The sequence below is a fragment of the Thermodesulfobacteriota bacterium genome, assembly GCA_026415035.1.
Taxonomy (GTDB): Bacteria; Desulfobacterota; BSN033; order BSN033; family UBA1163; genus RBG-16-49-23.
The window spans coordinates 148,182-164,751 of record JAOAHX010000002.1 but is presented as its reverse complement, the minus strand read 5'-3'; the positions used below and the strand labels follow the sequence as shown (position 1 = coordinate 164,751).

At 58.2% G+C, this 16,570-nt stretch carries 14 protein-coding genes, 1 tRNA gene and 1 other RNA gene; 3 read left to right on the top strand and 13 right to left on the bottom strand.

Annotation, left to right across the window (positions count from 1 at the left end):
- The 6 genes from N3G78_02280 to N3G78_02255 form a co-directional block, all read right to left on the bottom strand.
- Positions 1 to 1,074, bottom strand: a 1,074-nt coding sequence (locus tag N3G78_02280; GenBank protein MCX8116745.1) for a lactate racemase domain-containing protein, incomplete at its 3' end; no start/stop codon positions are given.
- Positions 1,075 to 1,139: 65 nt separating this feature from the next.
- Positions 1,140 to 1,844, bottom strand: a complete 705-nt coding sequence (locus N3G78_02275) for an ABC transporter ATP-binding protein (protein ID MCX8116744.1) — start codon at positions 1,842 to 1,844, stop codon at positions 1,140 to 1,142.
- Positions 1,831 to 2,562, bottom strand: coding sequence for an ABC transporter ATP-binding protein (locus N3G78_02270; GenBank protein MCX8116743.1), 732 nt, complete (start codon positions 2,560 to 2,562; stop codon positions 1,831 to 1,833). Before N3G78_02270 ends, N3G78_02275 begins: the two co-directional genes overlap by 14 nt.
- Before the next feature lie 2 nt (positions 2,563 to 2,564).
- Positions 2,565 to 3,542 carry a branched-chain amino acid ABC transporter permease gene (locus tag N3G78_02265; GenBank protein ID MCX8116742.1) on the bottom strand — a complete coding sequence of 326 codons (978 nt, stop codon included), beginning with the start codon at positions 3,540 to 3,542 and terminating at the stop codon, positions 2,565 to 2,567.
- Positions 3,539 to 4,411 carry a branched-chain amino acid ABC transporter permease gene (locus N3G78_02260; protein MCX8116741.1) on the bottom strand — a complete coding sequence of 291 codons (873 nt, stop codon included), beginning with the start codon at positions 4,409 to 4,411 and terminating at the stop codon, positions 3,539 to 3,541. The genes N3G78_02265 and N3G78_02260 overlap by 4 nt, the downstream gene beginning before the upstream one ends.
- Before the next feature lie 5 nt (positions 4,412 to 4,416).
- Positions 4,417 to 5,670 (bottom strand): ABC transporter substrate-binding protein, encoded by a 1,254-nt coding sequence (locus tag N3G78_02255; GenBank protein MCX8116740.1) that lies wholly within the window; start codon positions 5,668 to 5,670, stop codon positions 4,417 to 4,419.
- 204 nt (positions 5,671 to 5,874) lie between these two features.
- Here N3G78_02255 and N3G78_02250 point away from each other — a divergent pair, with 204 nt between their 5' ends.
- From N3G78_02250 to N3G78_02240, 3 genes are read left to right on the top strand one after another with little or no spacing between them, the layout of a single operon-like run.
- Entirely contained in the window at positions 5,875 to 6,966 is a 1,092-nt protein-coding gene (locus N3G78_02250; protein MCX8116739.1) for a TRAP transporter substrate-binding protein, read from the top strand.
- Between the two features lie 16 nt (positions 6,967 to 6,982).
- Positions 6,983 to 7,519: a TRAP transporter small permease subunit gene (locus tag N3G78_02245; GenBank protein MCX8116738.1), complete on the top strand. Its 537-nt coding sequence runs from the start codon at positions 6,983 to 6,985 to the stop codon at positions 7,517 to 7,519.
- Positions 7,519 to 8,820: a TRAP transporter large permease subunit gene (locus tag N3G78_02240; protein MCX8116737.1), complete on the top strand. Its 1,302-nt coding sequence runs from the start codon at positions 7,519 to 7,521 to the stop codon at positions 8,818 to 8,820. The genes N3G78_02245 and N3G78_02240 overlap by 1 nt, the downstream gene beginning before the upstream one ends.
- 6 nt (positions 8,821 to 8,826) lie before the next feature.
- Here the strand turns inward: N3G78_02240 and N3G78_02235 are convergent, their stop codons facing one another.
- From N3G78_02235 to dnaG, 7 genes are all read right to left on the bottom strand, one after another.
- Positions 8,827 to 10,998, bottom strand: a complete 2,172-nt coding sequence (locus tag N3G78_02235) for an ATP-binding protein (protein MCX8116736.1) — start codon at positions 10,996 to 10,998, stop codon at positions 8,827 to 8,829.
- A 41-nt stretch (positions 10,999 to 11,039) separates the two neighbouring features.
- An RNA gene (rnpB, locus tag N3G78_02230) (RNase P RNA component class A) lies at positions 11,040 to 11,488 on the bottom strand.
- Positions 11,477 to 11,950 carry a ribonuclease HI family protein gene (locus tag N3G78_02225; GenBank protein MCX8116735.1) on the bottom strand — a complete coding sequence of 158 codons (474 nt, stop codon included), beginning with the start codon at positions 11,948 to 11,950 and terminating at the stop codon, positions 11,477 to 11,479. Before N3G78_02225 ends, rnpB begins: the two co-directional genes overlap by 12 nt.
- Positions 11,950 to 12,669: a C4-type zinc ribbon domain-containing protein gene (locus N3G78_02220; GenBank protein MCX8116734.1), complete on the bottom strand. Its 720-nt coding sequence runs from the start codon at positions 12,667 to 12,669 to the stop codon at positions 11,950 to 11,952. The genes N3G78_02225 and N3G78_02220 overlap by 1 nt, the downstream gene beginning before the upstream one ends.
- Before the next feature lie 169 nt (positions 12,670 to 12,838).
- Positions 12,839 to 12,911: transfer RNA gene (locus N3G78_02215), tRNA-Ile, on the bottom strand.
- A gap of 127 nt (positions 12,912 to 13,038) precedes the next feature.
- Positions 13,039 to 14,763, bottom strand: a complete 1,725-nt coding sequence (gene rpoD, locus N3G78_02210) for an RNA polymerase sigma factor RpoD (GenBank protein MCX8116733.1) — start codon at positions 14,761 to 14,763, stop codon at positions 13,039 to 13,041.
- Positions 14,764 to 14,772: 9 nt separating this feature from the next.
- Complete coding sequence (gene dnaG, locus N3G78_02205) at positions 14,773 to 16,566, bottom strand: DNA primase (protein ID MCX8116732.1); 1,794 nt, start codon at positions 16,564 to 16,566, stop codon at positions 14,773 to 14,775.
- Positions 16,567 to 16,570 lie beyond the last annotated feature (4 nt).

Below are 16,570 nucleotides of genomic sequence, written 5' to 3'. Positions count from 1 at the left end.
GTCCCTAAAAGGGGAAAGGACAATCATTCTTCTCACTTTCTTGGACATGGGTTGAGGCAATTTCATTCCTCCTTCTCCACATCTCCCGAATTCTCCGAAGAGGTAGTGGACCATCTGGCCCGCAGGCTCGTTGGCGATGATGACCAGATCCCCGCCCTCCTCTTTCAACGAGGGGATGCCGATGAAGGGAGCGATCGCACACTCGTTGGCCTTCGCAAAGGTGTTGACCACGACCACATCCATGTCTCGAGCCGGGCGGGTCGCATAGGCTTCCCGCGCCCATTTCATCCCTTCACGGTGTTCCAGAATCGGATCTCCGACGAAAAGGCCGGTGATCTCTCCTCGGAGATTGAGGATCGCATCGATCTTGAGGTCCAACCCCGCCATCCGGGCCGCCTCTTCGATATCGAGCCGGGGGATATTCCCCTCGATCTTTCCCAGGCCGACGCATTCCGGATACTTCTTGATCAGCCCGTGATTGGCCCGGATGGATTCGATATGGGCCACCCCCGGCAGCAGGATCTTTCCGCCCCCTCCATAACCAGAGAAGGAGTGGGGGACGATGCAGCCGATCCCGATCTTCAAATCGCAGGCCATCACCTCCTGGTTGATGGAGACCGGGGTGCCGTGGCTCGTCTTCCCGATGAACTTACAATAATCGAAGGGATGGTGATTGTAAATTGGAAATCGGTCCAGGACCTCCTGCCCCAGCTTCTTTCTAAAGTCGTTTGCCGTCTGCGCCCCATGGGCGCCGAGGGCTGCGATGAAGCGCCCCTGCCGATCCTGAATGCCGCCTTTCTCCAGCTCCCGGAACAGAAAGGGGACGATCTCATGGACCGGTGTGGGCCTCGCCATATCATCGAAGAGGATAGCGACCTCTTTCTTTCCTCTGGCCAGTTCGGAGATCGGCTTCGAACCGATGGGATGGTGAAAGGCCTGCTCCATCTCGTCGGGGGTGAGCTTCCTCCTTTCGGCCCCCTTCATCGGGCAGTAGGAGACGGACCAACCTCTGGGGAACTCGAGCTCCATCTCCGTCTGGCCATACCAAAGTAGCTGGGGAACCTTCACGGTCATCGTTCTCAATCTTTCCTCCTGGGTTCGGAGAGAGAGGGAGGGGCCAAAAGGTCCGACCGCATCCCTTAAAGGCCCAGGTAGCTCTGCCGGATGTGCTGGTTTTTGAGGAGGTCCTGGCTGGGCCCGCTCATCACGATGGCGCCGTTTTCGAGGACGTATCCCCGGTGCGAGAGGGTGAGGGAGTGGAACACATTCTGTTCCACCAGGAGGATGGTCGTTCCCTGCTCGTTGATCTCTTTGATGATATTAAAAATGGTCTTGACGAGAAGGGGAGAAAGGCCCAGAGAAGGTTCGTCGAGCATCAGGAGGGAGGGGCAGGCCATCAACCCCCGTCCGATGGCCAGCATCTGCTGCTCCCCGCCGCTGAGCGTCCCGGCCAACTGGCGTTTCCTCTCCTCAAGCCGGGGAAAGAGTTGGAAGACCCATGCCATCGTCCGGCCTTTCTCCCGCTTGGCCTTTGCAAACCTGGCCCCCATCTCGAGGTTTTCGAGGACGGTGAGGGAGGGAAAGAGCTGTCGTCCCTCGGGCACCTGAACGATCCCCATCTCGACGATCCGGGAGGAGGAGAGCTGATGCACCGGGTTGTTGTTGAAGAAGATCTCCCCTGCCCTGGCCCGGAGGATTCCCGAGAGGGTCATCAGGGTCGTCGATTTTCCGGCCCCGTTGGAGCCGACCATGGCGATAATCTCTTTCGGCTGGACCTCGAAGGAGACCCCTCGTAGGGCCTGGAGGTCTCCGTAGAAGACATCGATCCCATTAACCCTGAGCACTTGCGAACTCCTCCCCCAAATAGGCGTCGATCACCTGGCGATCCCTCACCACTTCCGTCGGCACCCCTTCGGCGATCTTCTGCCCGTAATTTAAAACGACCACCCGTCTGGAGAGGGCCATCAACCCGCGCATCACATGCTCAATCAGCAGGATGGTGACCCCTCGATGGTTCACCTCTTTCAACAGATGGATGAGCTCGTCCACTTCCGTCGGGGTCAATCCGGCCATGACCTCGTCCAGCAGGAGCAGTTTCGGCTCGGTGGCCAAGGTCCGGGCCAACTCCAAGCGTTTCCGTTGGCCGATGGTGAGACCCGAGGCCTGAGCGTTCATCTTCTCCTTCAGGCCCACCAATTCGATCGTTCGGATGGCCTTCTCCCTCGCCTCTTTGATCGTCCTGGCCCGGTTGAGGGCGGCCACCACCACGTTCTCCAGGACCGTCAACTCGGCAAAGGGCTTCACCAGCTGAAAGGTTCGGACCATTCCTCGCTGACAGATCTGATGGGGTTTCAACCCCACCAGATTCTCTCCATTGAACCAGACCTCTCCTGAATCAGGCTTTAAAAATCCCGTGATGACGTTGAAGAGGGTCGTCTTGCCGGCCCCGTTCGGACCGATGATCCCCAAGATCTCTCCGGTCTGTAACTCGAACGAGACCTGGGAGACCGCCTTCAATCCGCCGAAGTTCTTGCTCACTGCCTTGACCGTCAAAAGGGCCAATTTCAACCTCCATGGCTTCCGGACGTTTCTAAGATCGGCTTAAGCGTTCTCTTGATATAGGCGTAAATCCCCCCCGGGAAGAAGAGGACCGCGATCACCAGAAGCAGGCCGTAGATCACGATGTGGATCCCCTCCAGCCCTGCCTTGGTGAAATAGGAACGCGAGATCTCCGAGAGGGGGGTGAGCAGCAGGGAGCCGATGAGGGGGCCGAAGAGCGTCCCGATGCCTCCGATGATGGGCCTCATGATGATCTCGATCGAGACCCACATCGACATCACGCTCGTGGGATGGAGATAGAAGATGTAATTGGCATAGAACGTCCCGCCCAGGGCGGTCAGAAAGGAACTGAGGCCGATGGCGATCATCTTGTATTTGAAGACATTGATCCCCAAACTTTCGGCCGCATCTTCATCCTCCCGGATCGCCAAAAAATAGCGGCCCCACTTCGACACCTCGAGCATCCGGACGACGATCAAGGAAAAGAGGACATAGCCGAGGGCGATGTAGTAATAGGGGAGATTCCCCCGGAAGTGAAAATTGACCCACCCCGGTTTGAAGTCGACGAAGAGGCCCATCATATGACCCAAGGGCTTCAGATGGAGGGCCACCAGCCGTCCGATCTCGGCAAAGGCAATGGTCAGCAACACAAAATAGACCCCTCTCAATCCGAACCGGAATCCTAAAAAGCCGATCGCCAATCCCACCAGAGAGGCCCCAATGCCACCGACCCACATCCCGATCCACGGCGTCAGCCCGAGGTCCATGGCCAGCTTCGTCGAGAGATAGGCCCCGATGCCGAGGTAGAGGGAGTGGCCGAGGGAGATCGGGCCCGCATATCCGGTGAGGATATTCCAGCACTGACCCATGTAGGCATAAAAAAAGATCAGGACGAAGACGCCGAGGATATAGTCGCTCACCAGGCTGGGGAGGAGCAACAGGACGAACAAGAGAAATCCGAGCAGGAGGTAGAGTTTCTTCACGTGGCCTTCCCTCCGAAAAGTCCCTGAGGTTTGAAGAGCAGGATCAAGACCATGATCCCGAAGCTGATCACCTGTTTGAGGGAGCTCGGGATAAAGGCGGTGCCCAGAGATTCGGCCACCCCGATCAAAAGCCCCCCCACCATCGCCCCCGGAAGGCTGCCCATGCCACCGAGGATGACGATGGCGAAGGACGTCAACTTAAAAGGAAAGCCGGTATGGGGGGAGATGGGCATGAGGGGGACGAGGAGGGAACCGGCCGCACCCACACAGGCGGCCCCCACGCCAAAACAGACCGCATAGACTTTGTTGACATCGGTCCCCACGATGAGGGCACCGGTTCGGTTATCCGCCGCGGCGCGGATCGACCTTCCGATGTCCGTGTATTTCAAAAATAGAAAGACGGCCGCGGCGATCAGGATGGCCAGGGAAAAGGCCAGGAACCTGGGAAGGTCGATCATCACGCCGCCCAACCAGAGGGTGCTCAGGGAATACTTGGTGTGGGGGCTGTGGGGATCGGGACCCCAGATCAGCTGGGCGCTGTTCTCCAGGATCATCATCACCCCGACCATCGCGATCACCTGCATCGACTCGTGAAAGGTGATGATCCGGTTCACAACGGTCCGCTGGACGATATATCCCATGACAAAGAGGACCCCTGCGCTGATGAGGAAGGAGAAGAAGGGGTCGAGGCCGGTCCATGTCATCAAGGTGAAGGCCACGTACATGCCCCAGACGAGCATGGCCCCATGGGCAAAATTGATCACCTTCATCACGCCAAAAATGAGGGAGAGGCCTAAAGCGATCAGGCTGTAGACCCCTCCCAGGAGAAATCCGCTTGCCGCCAGTTGAAGGATAAGGTTGACGTCCATACTTGTTAGACGCCTCGCTCCCAGAGCTGCTTGGGCATGGGATAGACGTACTTCGCCTCGGCCGCCTTTTCCGGGAGGACCACCTTGATCGTCTGATCGAGCACCTGGATCATGGCGGTATCCGCGTTCACGTTGTCGCCTCGCTCGTTGAAAGAGACCGCCAGGCCCACCATCAGATCCTGTTTGAAATAGGTCTTCCTCAGGGCCGCCACAATGTCATCGGCCTTCGTCGATTTGGCACGCTCCAGGGCATCGGCGATCACCAGCACGCCGAGGTAGGCATAGCCGGAGTTGGTGTCGATATACTTTCCGGGGTACTTCTTCATGAAGGCGGCGTTGACCTCTTTATACATCTTGCCGATGGGGTTGTACCAGGGCACGTTGTCCATCACGAAATCGGCCAACACCTTCATGTCCCGGATGAACTCCGGCTCATACCACCCCGGACTGCCCGGGCTGATGATCCCCTGAAGCTCCACCCGCTGCTTATAAAGCTCCCGAATCATCAACTTCGCATCCCCGGGCCGGGCCACCGGAAAGAGCACATCGGGCTTGAGCGCCTTGATCTTCGAAACCTCTGCCGACAGATCCTGAATCCCGAGAGGATATTCGATGTGACCCAAAATCTCGATGGGAAACTTCTTCTCCCGGACCGCCTTGATGAAGGTGGCTCCCTGAACCCTGCCGAAAAGATCCCCCGTATTGGTCACCACCCCCCTCAACTTGCTGATATTCTTATCCTTCATGATCTTGTCCATGTAGAAGAGCATCGAGTCGGCAAACTTGGTCGTCGTGGGAAAGACCCGGAAGGTATACTTGAAGCCCTTCTGTGTGATGTCATCCGCAGCCGCCACGTCCATCACGAAGGGGACGCCCCTCTGCTCGCAGAGGGTGGCGATGGCCATGGCATTACCGCTCAAGAAGGGACCCACCAGACAGACCGCCCCTTCCTTGATTAACCGTTCCGCTTCGGATCGGGCCACGTCTTCTTTGGCCTCTGAATCCCCCAGGAGGAGCCTCAGCTTCGCCCCTCCCATCGATTTGATGCCTCCCTTGGCATTGATGTCATCGACGGCCATCTGGTTTCCCCGTCTCATGGCGATCCCGATATCCGAGATGACCCCTGTGACGGGCTGGATCGAACCGATCTTGATTTCCGGAGGCTGGGCTCTCAACAAGGTGGGGACTCCGGGGAGGACCGCAGAGGCGCCCACGGCGGCCGAATATTTGATGAACGTCCGACGATTAATCCTCTTCATAATAGCCTCCTTTCTGGAAAGATTTATCGAGGTGATAGACCCAAAAAAACTCCTTTCCCTTTTGAGATGGGTAAATCTTTACAAATTTCCAAGGAGTTGTCAACCCAAAACCGAAAACGAAGAGGGCGGGTGAAGGGCGTCTTGACACGGGTGGGAAGTTAGGTTGTAATGTCTGTCAATCATACTTCCAAAGGAGGGATCGTCATGGTAAGACGGAGGGACTTTTTGAGATATGCAGGGGTCGGTGGGGCGGCCGCCCTGGCCACGCTCTCGTCGGTGAAGGTCTCCCGGGCCTCGGTGAAATGGAAGATGGTGACCTCCTGGCCCCCGAAGTTTCCCATCCTTCAGGAGGGAGCGGAGCTCTTCGCCAAACGGGTTGAGGAGATGAGCGGGGGACGGATGAAGATCGATGTCTTCCCTGCCGGAACGCTCATCCCTGCCCTGGGGGGCTTTGACGCCATTTCGGCCGGAACCGTGGAGATGGGATCCAGCGCCTCCTACTACTGGCCGGGAAAGGTCCCGGCTGCGCAGTTCTTCACGGCCGTCCCCTTCGGGTTCACCTTCGATGAGATGACCGCCTGGCTCAACGGAGGCGGCGGGCTCGAACTCTGGAACGAGGTCTATGCTCCTTTTAACCTCGTGGCCATCCCCATGTTGAACACGGGGGTCCAGATGGGCGGATGGTTTCGGAAAGAGATCAAGACGATGGACGATCTGAAGGGTTTGAAGATGTGCATCCCGGGATTGGGAGGGAAAGTGATGGCCAAGGCGGGCGTCTCCGTCGTCCTCCTGCCCGGGGGGGAGAGGGTCCCGGCCCTTGAGAAAGGGGTGGTCGATGCGGCCGAATGGGTCGGCCCGGCCCACGATTTGAGGCTCGGATTTCCCAAAGTGGCCAAATTCTACTACTATCCCGGTTGGCATGAGCCGGGGTCCCAGTGCGAACTGATGATCAACAAGAAGAAATGGGACGAGCTTCCCAAAGACCTCCAGGCCGTGGTCCGGGCGGCTGCCTATGAGGTGAACAACTGGTCCTACGCCCAATTCGAGATGGAGAATGCCAAGGGGATGGCCGAAATCAAGAGACAATTCCCCGACGTGAAGTTCGTCAAATTTCCGGTCGACGTCCTCAAGGCCTTCCGCAAGTTGACCCACGATGTCCTGGCCGAGGAGGCGGCCGCCGACAAAACCGGCGCCTTCAAGAAGGTCTATGAAGCCTATCTGAAATTCCGAAAGGATGTGGATCCCTGGGGAGAGATCGCGGCGAGGGCCTACTTCAAGGCTGAGGAATTAAAATAGGGCGTGGGCGGAAGCGATGCATTGGCTTGTTCGCCTGATCGATTTCATCAACGAGTGGTCAGGGCGGGTCGTCATGTGGCTCGCCCTGATCTTATTTGCCGTCACGGCCTATGAGACCATCCAGAGGTATCTCTTTCGGATCACCTCGGTCGCCCTTCAGGAGACGACCTGGCACCTCTATTCGCTCTTATTCCTCCTCGGCCTGGCCTACACTTTGAAATACGATCGCCATGTGAGGGTCGACATCTTCTACGACCGGATGTCCCCCCGGATGAAAGCCGGCGTCAACCTCTTTGGCCTCCTCATCCTCGTCATCCCCTTCTGTCTCCTGATGATCGGCTTTTCCTGGAAATTCATGCTCACGGCCTACCAGATCGCCGAACGGTCCGGAGATCCTGGAGGCCTCCCCGCTCGATGGGTGCTCAAGGCGGCCATTCCCGTTGGGTTCGGCCTTCTCCTCCTGCAGGCACTTTCTGAACTGATCAAAAGCATCCACATTCTCTTTCACCCTCCCTCGGCCCGGAGGCAAGACCCTCAAAAGGGGGAACCCTGATGGAATCCCTGAGCATCCTGATGCTCATCTCCTTGACCGTCCTTCTCTTGCTGGGCACCCATGTGGCCTTCGCCATCGGATCGACCGCCCTCTTCTTCGGCCTGATCGGTTTCGGACTGGACCTCTTCTCCCTCCTCCCTCTCCGGGTCTGGGGTCTGATGACCAACATGACCCTGATCGCGGTTCCCCTCTTCGTCCTGATGGGACTCATCCTCGAACGCTCCGGCATAGCCGACGAACTCCTCGAGATGATGACCGTCATGTTCGGACCCCTTCGGGGAGGCCTGGCCATCTCCGTCATCATCGTGGGGGCCTTGCTGGCCGCCTCGACCGGCATTGTGGGAGGGATCATCGTCACGATGGGGTTGCTCGCCCTTCCCACGATGCTCCGCCATCACTATTCTCCGGAGTTCGCCACGGGCACGATCTGCGCGGCCGGCACGCTGGGCCAGATCATCCCCCCGAGCATCGTCCTCATCGTGCTGGGCGATGTCATGGGCCTCTCGGTGAGCGACCTCTTCGCCGCCTCCTTCCTCCCCGGAATCCTTTTGGTTATTCTTTATATCCTCTACATCGGGGTCATCGCTTACCTCAAACCCGAACTCTCCCCTCCTCCCATCCCTTCAACCCTCTCCCGGAGGCAGATCGCCCTGCGAGTCCTCAAATCGGTCCTTCCGCCGTCCTGTCTCATCATCGCGGTCCTGGGCTCCATCTTCTTCGGCATCGCCACCCCTACGGAATCGGCCTCGATCGGCGTCCTCGGCTCCCTCATCCTCTGCGGACTGCACCGTCGCCTCAGCCTCAGGATGCTTTATGAGGTGATGCAGGGGACGATGCTCCTGACCTGCATGGTCTTCCTGGTGGTCATCGGCGCAAGCGCCTTCGGAATGGTCTTCATCGGTCTGGGGGGTCAGGAGATGGTCAAGGGGTGGCTTCTCAACCTTCCCGGAGAGAAGGTCGGCTTCATCGTGACCAGCATGATCCTCATCTTTCTCCTCGGGATCTTCTTCGAATTCCTCGAGATCAGCCTGATCGCCGTCCCCTTGCTCGTGCCGGCAGCCCAGCAGGTCGGGATCGATCTCCTCTGGTATGCGGTCCTCATCGCCATGAACCTCCAGACCGCCTTTCTCAGCCCTCCGGTCGGAGCCAGCCTCTTCTTCCTCCGGGGGGTGGCCCCTCCGGGGGTCACCATGAACCACATCTTCCGGGGGGTGATCCCCTTCATGATCATCCAGCTGATCGCCGTGGGAATTCTGATCCTCTTTCCCGAGATCGCCACCTGGCTGCCCAGGCTCAAGTGATCGATCCTATGCCCTGACGGGAAGTTCGATGAGGAAGGTGGTGCCTTTGGGATGGTTGTCGCGGACCCGGATGTATCCGTGGTGGTCGGAGACGATGGCGTTGACGATCGTCAGTCCCAGGCCGGTCCCGCTCTTTTTCGTCGAATAGTAGGGTTCGAAGAGCCTGCCCTTGTCCTCATCCGGGATCCCACATCCGTTGTCGCTCACCTCTAACCGCACCATCTGGAGGTTCGGGTCATAACTCGTCCGGATGTGGATCTCGCCATCCTGTTCGATGGCCGCGAGGCTATTCTTGATGAGATTGATCAACACCCGCTTCATCTGCTCCCGATCCAGATATTGGACCGGAAGTTGCTCCGGAGTAAACAGAAACCTCACCTCCCGGTGGGCCTCTCGAAAGAGGAGAAGGGCCTCCTCGATGATCTCGTTGAGCGAATTGGGGGTGGGATTCGAGGCCGGCATCCGGGCGAAGTTCGAAAATTCGTTCACCATCCCCTTTAGCTCCTCGACCTGTTTGACGATCGTGCGGGTGCACTCGTCGAAGACCTTTCCGTCGTCTCCGAGCTTTTCCAGGTAACGTTTTCTCAACCTCTGGGCGGAGAGCTGGATCGGGGTCAGGGGGTTTTTGATCTCGTGGGCGATCCTGCGGGCCACCTCCCTCCAGGCCGCCATCCTCTGGGCCTTGATCAACTGGGTCAGGTCATCGAAGACGGCCACAAACCCCAGGGGTCTCCCCTCCTCATCCTTCAACGTCGCAAGGTGGATCAACAGGGAGAAGGCCTTTCCGCGGCTTGTGACGGTGACCTGCCTCTCGATCGAATCCTTCTGGGAGGACTTCAGTTCGTCTAAAAGGCCGGCAAGCTGTTCTTGGTAGGCCCGGTCGAGGGCCTCGGCATAAGGTCTCCCCAGGGCCTCCTCGGCTTTGATCCCGAGGATCTCTTCGGCAGAGGTATTGATCGTGGTGATCACGCCCTGATCGTCGATGGAGAGGACGCCCCCGGCCACATTCTTCAGGACGATCTCCATGTACTTCCTCCTCTGCTCGAGCTCGGCCCGGCTCACCTGGAGGTCCCTCGTCATCTGGTTGAAGGACTGGACGAGCTTCCCGATCTCGTCGGCCGCCTTCATCTCGATCCGGACATTGAGGTCGCCTTCGGCGATCCGGTGGGTGGCCTCCGCCAGCTCCTTGATGGGGACGGTGATGTCCTTGGCCAACCGAATCCCGAACCAGATGGCGGAGAAGACGATGAGGAGGGTGACCATCAACAGGGCCATCATGTAGCTGAACTTGATCGGCCTCTTCAACGCCTTCAACTGTCTGTAATCGACCGAGGCCTGGGAGATCGCCTTCATCTTTTCGGACAGGCTCTTCGGCAAAAAGTAGGAGGCTACGAGGATGCCGACGACCTCGCCCCTCTCCGTGGGATCGAAGACCGGAGCAACCCCGGTGATCATCTCCCCCTCCCCCACAGGGAGGGTCCTCGAGATCTCCTTTCCCGCATACCCGACCTCCACCATGTCCTTGGGCAACGAAAACCAAAGCCCCTTCAAGGCGGGGTCCTCCGTTCGAAGGGCCCCCCTCTCTCCTTTGAGGAAAAGTCCCAAGGCGCTCAGATGGTACTCTTGGCGTTTCCCCTCCAAGAGCCGCTTGAGGGAGGGCCAGTCGGGCTCGCGCTTGAAAAGGCCCTGTTGGGTGAGGGCGCGGCTGATCTGCCGTGCGGAGGAGACCGTATTTTGAGAAAAATCCCGATAGTAGGTCTGGGCGACTTCCAAGGAGACCTGAAGGGACTGCTCGACCTGAGCCTTGAACCAGTGCTCGACACTGTTGGTGATGAATCCCGCGGCCACGAAGAAGAGAAGGAACGTCGGGACGAGGGTCAGGAGGATGAAGGCCATCACCAATTTGGTCCTCAACTTCGCCCCGAGGACCTCCCGCTTCCGTTCGAAGACCAATTTGACCAGGTTTCGAATCACCAAAAAGATGAGCAGGAGGATCAGAATGATGTTGATGTTGATGAGGGTGAAGATGATGATGTTGTTGGCGATCGGCACCTGTTCGGCCACCTGGGGGATCTTCATCTCGACGGTGGTCAGGACGACGATCACCACCGAGATGACCCCGATGAGGATCAGCTCGTTCCGTCGCCTTCGCTGTTCGGGGGTAAGCTTTCTTCCCATGGGATTGGAAAATTCCGACGGCCGCAGGGAAATTCGAGGGGGAGCGGAGAGAACCGTAAGCCGAGTTCTGTCCTCCGGCCCCGCCAGGGACGGGACCGGAGGGATGGTCATGTATCTGGGATCCTGATTGCTCAGGACCTCAAGCGACCTTACCCGTCCCGTCTCCCCTCCGGGTTGGAGGGGGAGTTGAATGGGCCTTTCTCCTCTCCCTGCTTTGGTGCAAGGAGAAACGGGACCTATTTGGTCTTGCTCCGGGTGGGGTTTACCAAGCCGCCTCGATCGCTCGGGGCGCTGGTGAGCTCTTACCTCGCCTTTTCACCCTTATCCCGCGGGGCGGGACGGTATCTTTTCTGTGGCACTTTCCTTCTTCCGCCTCTTGGGAGACGGAATTGTCCGTGTTACGGACCACCCTGCCCTGTGGAGCTCGGACTTTCCTCCCCACCTCCGGGTCCTTGGGACAGGAGGCGGGGCGACCATCTCATTCCCTTCCGATCCCCCCCTTTCTCTTCTCCCTTTGGAATCCCTTTCGCAGGGCCAAGTTGGCCTGAAGGTCCGCCTCTTGGTTTTCTTCCCTCGGAATCGACTCGATCCTGAAGGTCTCGAAGGCCTTCTTCCTCTCCATCACCTTCGCATGGAGCGCCATCAGATGGGGCTCCCGGACGCGGTAGAGACCTTCCACCTGCCTCTGAACCAATTCCGAATCGGTATAGACCGAAACGGTCCTCCCCCCGAGTTTTCTCGCCTCCTCCATCCCTAAAAGAAGGGCCTCATATTCTGCTTCGTTATTGGTCCGGTGGCCGAGGAACTTTCCCTTTTTAAGGATCGCGTTCCCCTCCCGATCGGTGATGTAGACCCCTGCCGCTGCACGACCCGGATTGCCCTTGGAGGCGCCGTCGATGAAGATGAAAAGCTCCTCGATTCTCTCGCGGGTTTTCCCTCCGGCCTTTGGCATCATTTCTTCTCCCCGTTCCCCTCCCAGTAGAGGATACGGCTGCAGTTGGGACACCGGATGAGGGCGTTGTTCTTCTGGACCTCGATGAAGAGCTGGGGAGGGACGTTCACAAAACAGCCCTGGCAGGTCTCGTTCTTGGCGCTCACGATCCCGATGCCCTGCCGTTTCTCCTTCAGCGTATTGTAGAGATTGAAGAGCTTCGACTCCACCTGTTTTGAAAGGACTTCCTTTCGTTCCATCTTCTCTTTATAGAGCTCCTCCCCCCGGCTCAATCTCTCCAGAAGCGCCCTCTTCTCGGCCTCGACCTGCTCGAGGGTATGGGCCATTTCCCTCTCCCGGCGGGCCAGCTGCTTCTTCATCTCCTCCAGCTCCTCCATCAGCAGCAGGATCTCCTCCTCGGTCCGGCCAGCGGCCTCCTTCAGGGCATCGATCTCGGCCAGAAGGGCCTGATACTCCTTGTTCGTCTTGACCTCCATCATCTTCCCCTCGGACCGCTTGATCCGATCCTGCTCTCCGAGGAGGTGCCTCTCTTTCTGCCTCCTCTCCTTCTCGAGGGCCTCGAGCCTCTCCCTCTCCTTGAGCACCTTCTCCCTCTCCTGCCTCTGTCTCTCTTCAAGCTTTAGGATTTCCTTGGGATACCGTTTTCGCTCTTCCTCGATCATCTTCAATTCGAGATCGATCTTCTGAAGTTCCCAAAGGAGTTCGAGATCTTCCTTCAAGGGTAACCTCCCGTCTCACCATCCCCCGGTGATGGTCTCTCGGGGGGAAAAGGTTTCTCTCATCCTAAAATGAAAAAGAGTGCACCGGAGGGTGCACTCTTTTCCGGCCAAAACCCATAGTGGAGCTTCTTACATTGAGACCGATGGATACCACCCTCTTCCGTTCCAATGGGCCCACCTGGGTTCGAACCAGGGACCTTCCGGTTATGAGCCGGTGGCTCTTCCAGCTGAGCTATGGGCCCTCTTCTGATTATATTCCATCCCTTCGGGGTGTCAACCTTCGACCCCTTGGCGTTCCTCCCCTCCGGAGACCTTGAGGTTAAGCGTCTCATCCCTGTTCTCGGCCTCTTCTTTCCTACCCCTCCGGAATCAGGTCTCGATAAAAGGCCTTAACGTTTTGGCCCGACTCGGATGACGGAGCTTTCGCAAGGCCTTAGCCTCGATCTGCCTGATCCGCTCACGGGTCACCTCGAAATCCTGCCCCACCTCCTCGAGGGTTCGATCATACTTTTCGTCGATGCCGAAACGAAGCCTCAAGACCTTCTCCTCCCTTGCGGTGAGCGTCGAAAGGATCTTCCGGGTCTGTTCCGCCAAATTGATGTGGATGACGGCATCGATCGGCGACGTGAGGTTCTTGTCTTCGATGAAGTCTCCCAGATGACTCTCTTCATCATCCCCCACAGGGGTGTCGAGGGAGATGGGCTCCCTGGCCACCCTTAAGATCCGGCGGACCTTTTCCAGGGGGATCTCCATCCTCTCGGCAATCTCCTCGGGGGTCGGTTCACGGCCGATCTCCTGGATCAGGGCCCTGGAGGTCCGGACGAGTTTGTTGATCGTCTCGATCATGTGGACTGGGATGCGGATCGTCCGGGCCTGGTCTGCGATGGCCCGGGTGATGGCCTGCCGAATCCACCAGGTGGCGTAGGTGCTGAACTTATATCCCCGCTGGTATTCGAACTTGTCCACCGCCTTCATCAATCCGATGTTCCCCTCTTGGATCAGGTCGAGAAATTGCAACCCCCGGTTCATATACTTTTTCGCGATGGAGACGACCAGCCTCAGGTTGGCCTTGACCAGCTCGGCCTTTGCCTCTTTTGCCTTGGCTTCGCCGGCCAAAATGGCCTGCACAGCCCCCTTTAATTGGTGGGTGGAGAGACCGGCCTCGGCCTCCCAACGGGCGATCTTTTTCTCATAGGCCTTGGCGGCCCGATCGATCTCCTGGAGATCGGCCCAACTCAGAGACCGATCTCGATGGGAGGCCCTCTCCTGCTCCTTTCTCGCCCTTCTTTTCTTCAAAAGGGCCCTGGCCTCCCGGACCGTGATCCCCATCTGATCTTCCAACCTTTTGATCTCCTGTTCCGCCTTCTCCATCCGGCCGAGGAGATGTTTCATCTTCTGGATGATCCGGTGGATCTGACTCTCTTTCAAATGGATCGCCCTCAGCCACTCGATGGTCTCCTCGGGCTTCCCCCGTGCGCGACCACCCCCGCCCCTCTTCTCCGAGGGGCCTCTTCTCGGCGCGGTCCTCTGACCCACCGTTTGACTGCGCCGGATTCGGTCGATCAGCTCCAAGACCCTCCTCTTCTGACTCTGCACCTCCTCCGCATTGGTCTCGTCCTCGTCGATGGCACTGGTCACCTCTCGGATATGGACCTTTCCAGATTTGAGGGCCTGTCCCAAGTGGAGGATCTCCTTGACGGCCATGGGACAGTTCAGAACGACGCTCAGGACCTCTCTCTTTCCCTCCTCGATCTTTTTGGCGATCTCCACCTCGCCCTCCCGGTTGAGGAGGGAGACGGCCCCCATCTCCCGGAGATATATCCGAACCGGATCGTTGCTGCCTCCCCCATGAGTCCATTCCTCCTCTTCCTCTTCGGCCTCCCAGAGGCGATCCGGTTCGACCTCCGGTCCTGTCACGTCCTCGGTCCCCTCCAGATCGATCTCGTCCAGGGTTAGGAAGACATCGTCGATGGGATCGGCGGAGGTGAGCTCCTCCAAGGCAGATCCCTTCGCATCGTTGAAGGGGGCGTACGGCTTTTCTTCCCCCAAAGAGAGGACGTCTTCCATGCTGTTCCCCTCTGCCCCTCGTGCCATCTTGACCTCTCAAGCCTTGCGACCCATGCTCCTCAAAAGCTCCTTCTGCCTGGCCAATTCTTGCCGCCTCCTCAGGAGGCCTTCGAGTTCTTCGGTGTTTCGCCGCTCCGCCTCCTGAATCCGCCTGAGGAGGTCTTTCTCGTCCTGGCTCAGTTTTTTGCGCCGAATCTTTTCGATACAATCTTTCAAAATTCGTTTCGAGGCCTCGTTCCATTCCCCCCCTTCTTCAAAGGCATAGTGGCAGAGCCTCTCCCTCAACTCCTCTTCCACCTCGCCAACGACCTCCGAAAGTTCCAGCCTCCCCTTCCTCTGGTAGATCGACTCCAGTTGCTCGCCCATCCTTTTCAACAACGGGCTTTCGAACTCCTTCAAGATCCCTTCTCTGGAGATCACCGGGATGGATTCGGGATGTTGGATCATGAGGCGGATGAGCGTCTCCTCCGATTTGGGAAGGGGGCTTCCCGAAGCCTCCCGAGAACCTCCTTGAGATGGGGCTTTGGGAGGAAGAACCGACCGAACCGCCTTAAGGAGATCCTCCTCCTTGAGGTCGAGACGTTCCGCCAAGGCCCTGACATAGAGGGCCCTCCGGACCGGTTCCTGAATCCTCTGGACCATCGCCATCCCCTCCTTGGCGATCTTCACCCTCCCCTCGATCGACCTCGGGTCATAAAGCCCCATCAACCAGTCGAAGAAAAAGTCGAGCAAGAAAGGGGCTCGGGCCAACCTCTCCTCAAAAAGTCCCCGGTTTCCTTTTTTCAGGAAGCTGTCCGGATCCTCCCCTGGGGGAAGGAGGACCACCCGGGCCAGCATCTCCTCCTCAAGGAGGAGGGGCAAGGTGCGGAGCATCGCCTGAAGGCCAGGCCGATCGGAATCGTAGACCAAGAAGAGCATTTCCGTATATCGCTTTAGGATCCGGATCTGCTGGGCCGTCAGGGCTGTGCCAAGGGTCGCAACGGCCTGGGAGTAACCGTATTGATGGAGGGTGAGGAGATCGAAATACCCTTCGACGAGGATGGCCCCTTGGCGATCCGGGATAAAGCGCCTTGCCACATGGAGGCCGTAAAGGACCTCGCCCTTGTGATAGACCGTCGAATCCGGGGAGTTGAGATACTTGGGCTGCCCATCTCCGAGCGCACGGCCTCCGAATCCGACGACCCGTTTCTGGAGATCGAGGATGGGAAAGATGATCCTCCTTCGAAAGGCGTCGTACCATCCCTCTTTTCGCTTCGGAAGGATCAACCCCACTTCCCACGCCAGTTCCAGAGGGGCCTTCTTCTCCCTGAGGTGTTCCACCAGGCCCTCCCACTGGGCGCTTGCATAGCCCAATCGATATTCCTGGATCACTTCTTGGCTCACGCCTCTTTGGGCCAGGTAATCTCGTCCCTCCTCCCCCTCTCTTCTCCGGACGAGAAGGTCATGAAAGTAGTCGGCGGCCATCTGGTTGATTTGGAAGAGGGTCTCCCGCTTGGCCCCCTCCTTCCAGGCGGCACGGGAGGGTTCGGAACGGGGGAGGGCTACCCCATATCGTTTGGCCAGCTCCCTGGCTGCCTCGACGAAGGTGAGATGGCCTGCCTTCATTAAAAAGGCGAAGACATCGCCGCCTTCCCCGCAACCAAAACAGTGGAAGATCTGCTTCTCCTCGTTCACCATGAACGAGGGGGTCTTCTCTGCGTGGAAAGGGCATAACCCTTTGAAGTTCCTCCCCGCCTTCTTCAGGCTGACGTAGTCCGAAACCACTTCAAGGAGGCTGGCTCGATTTCGGATCTCTCCAATCTTCTCGGGCGAGAGAAATCCATTGGTCAAAGGA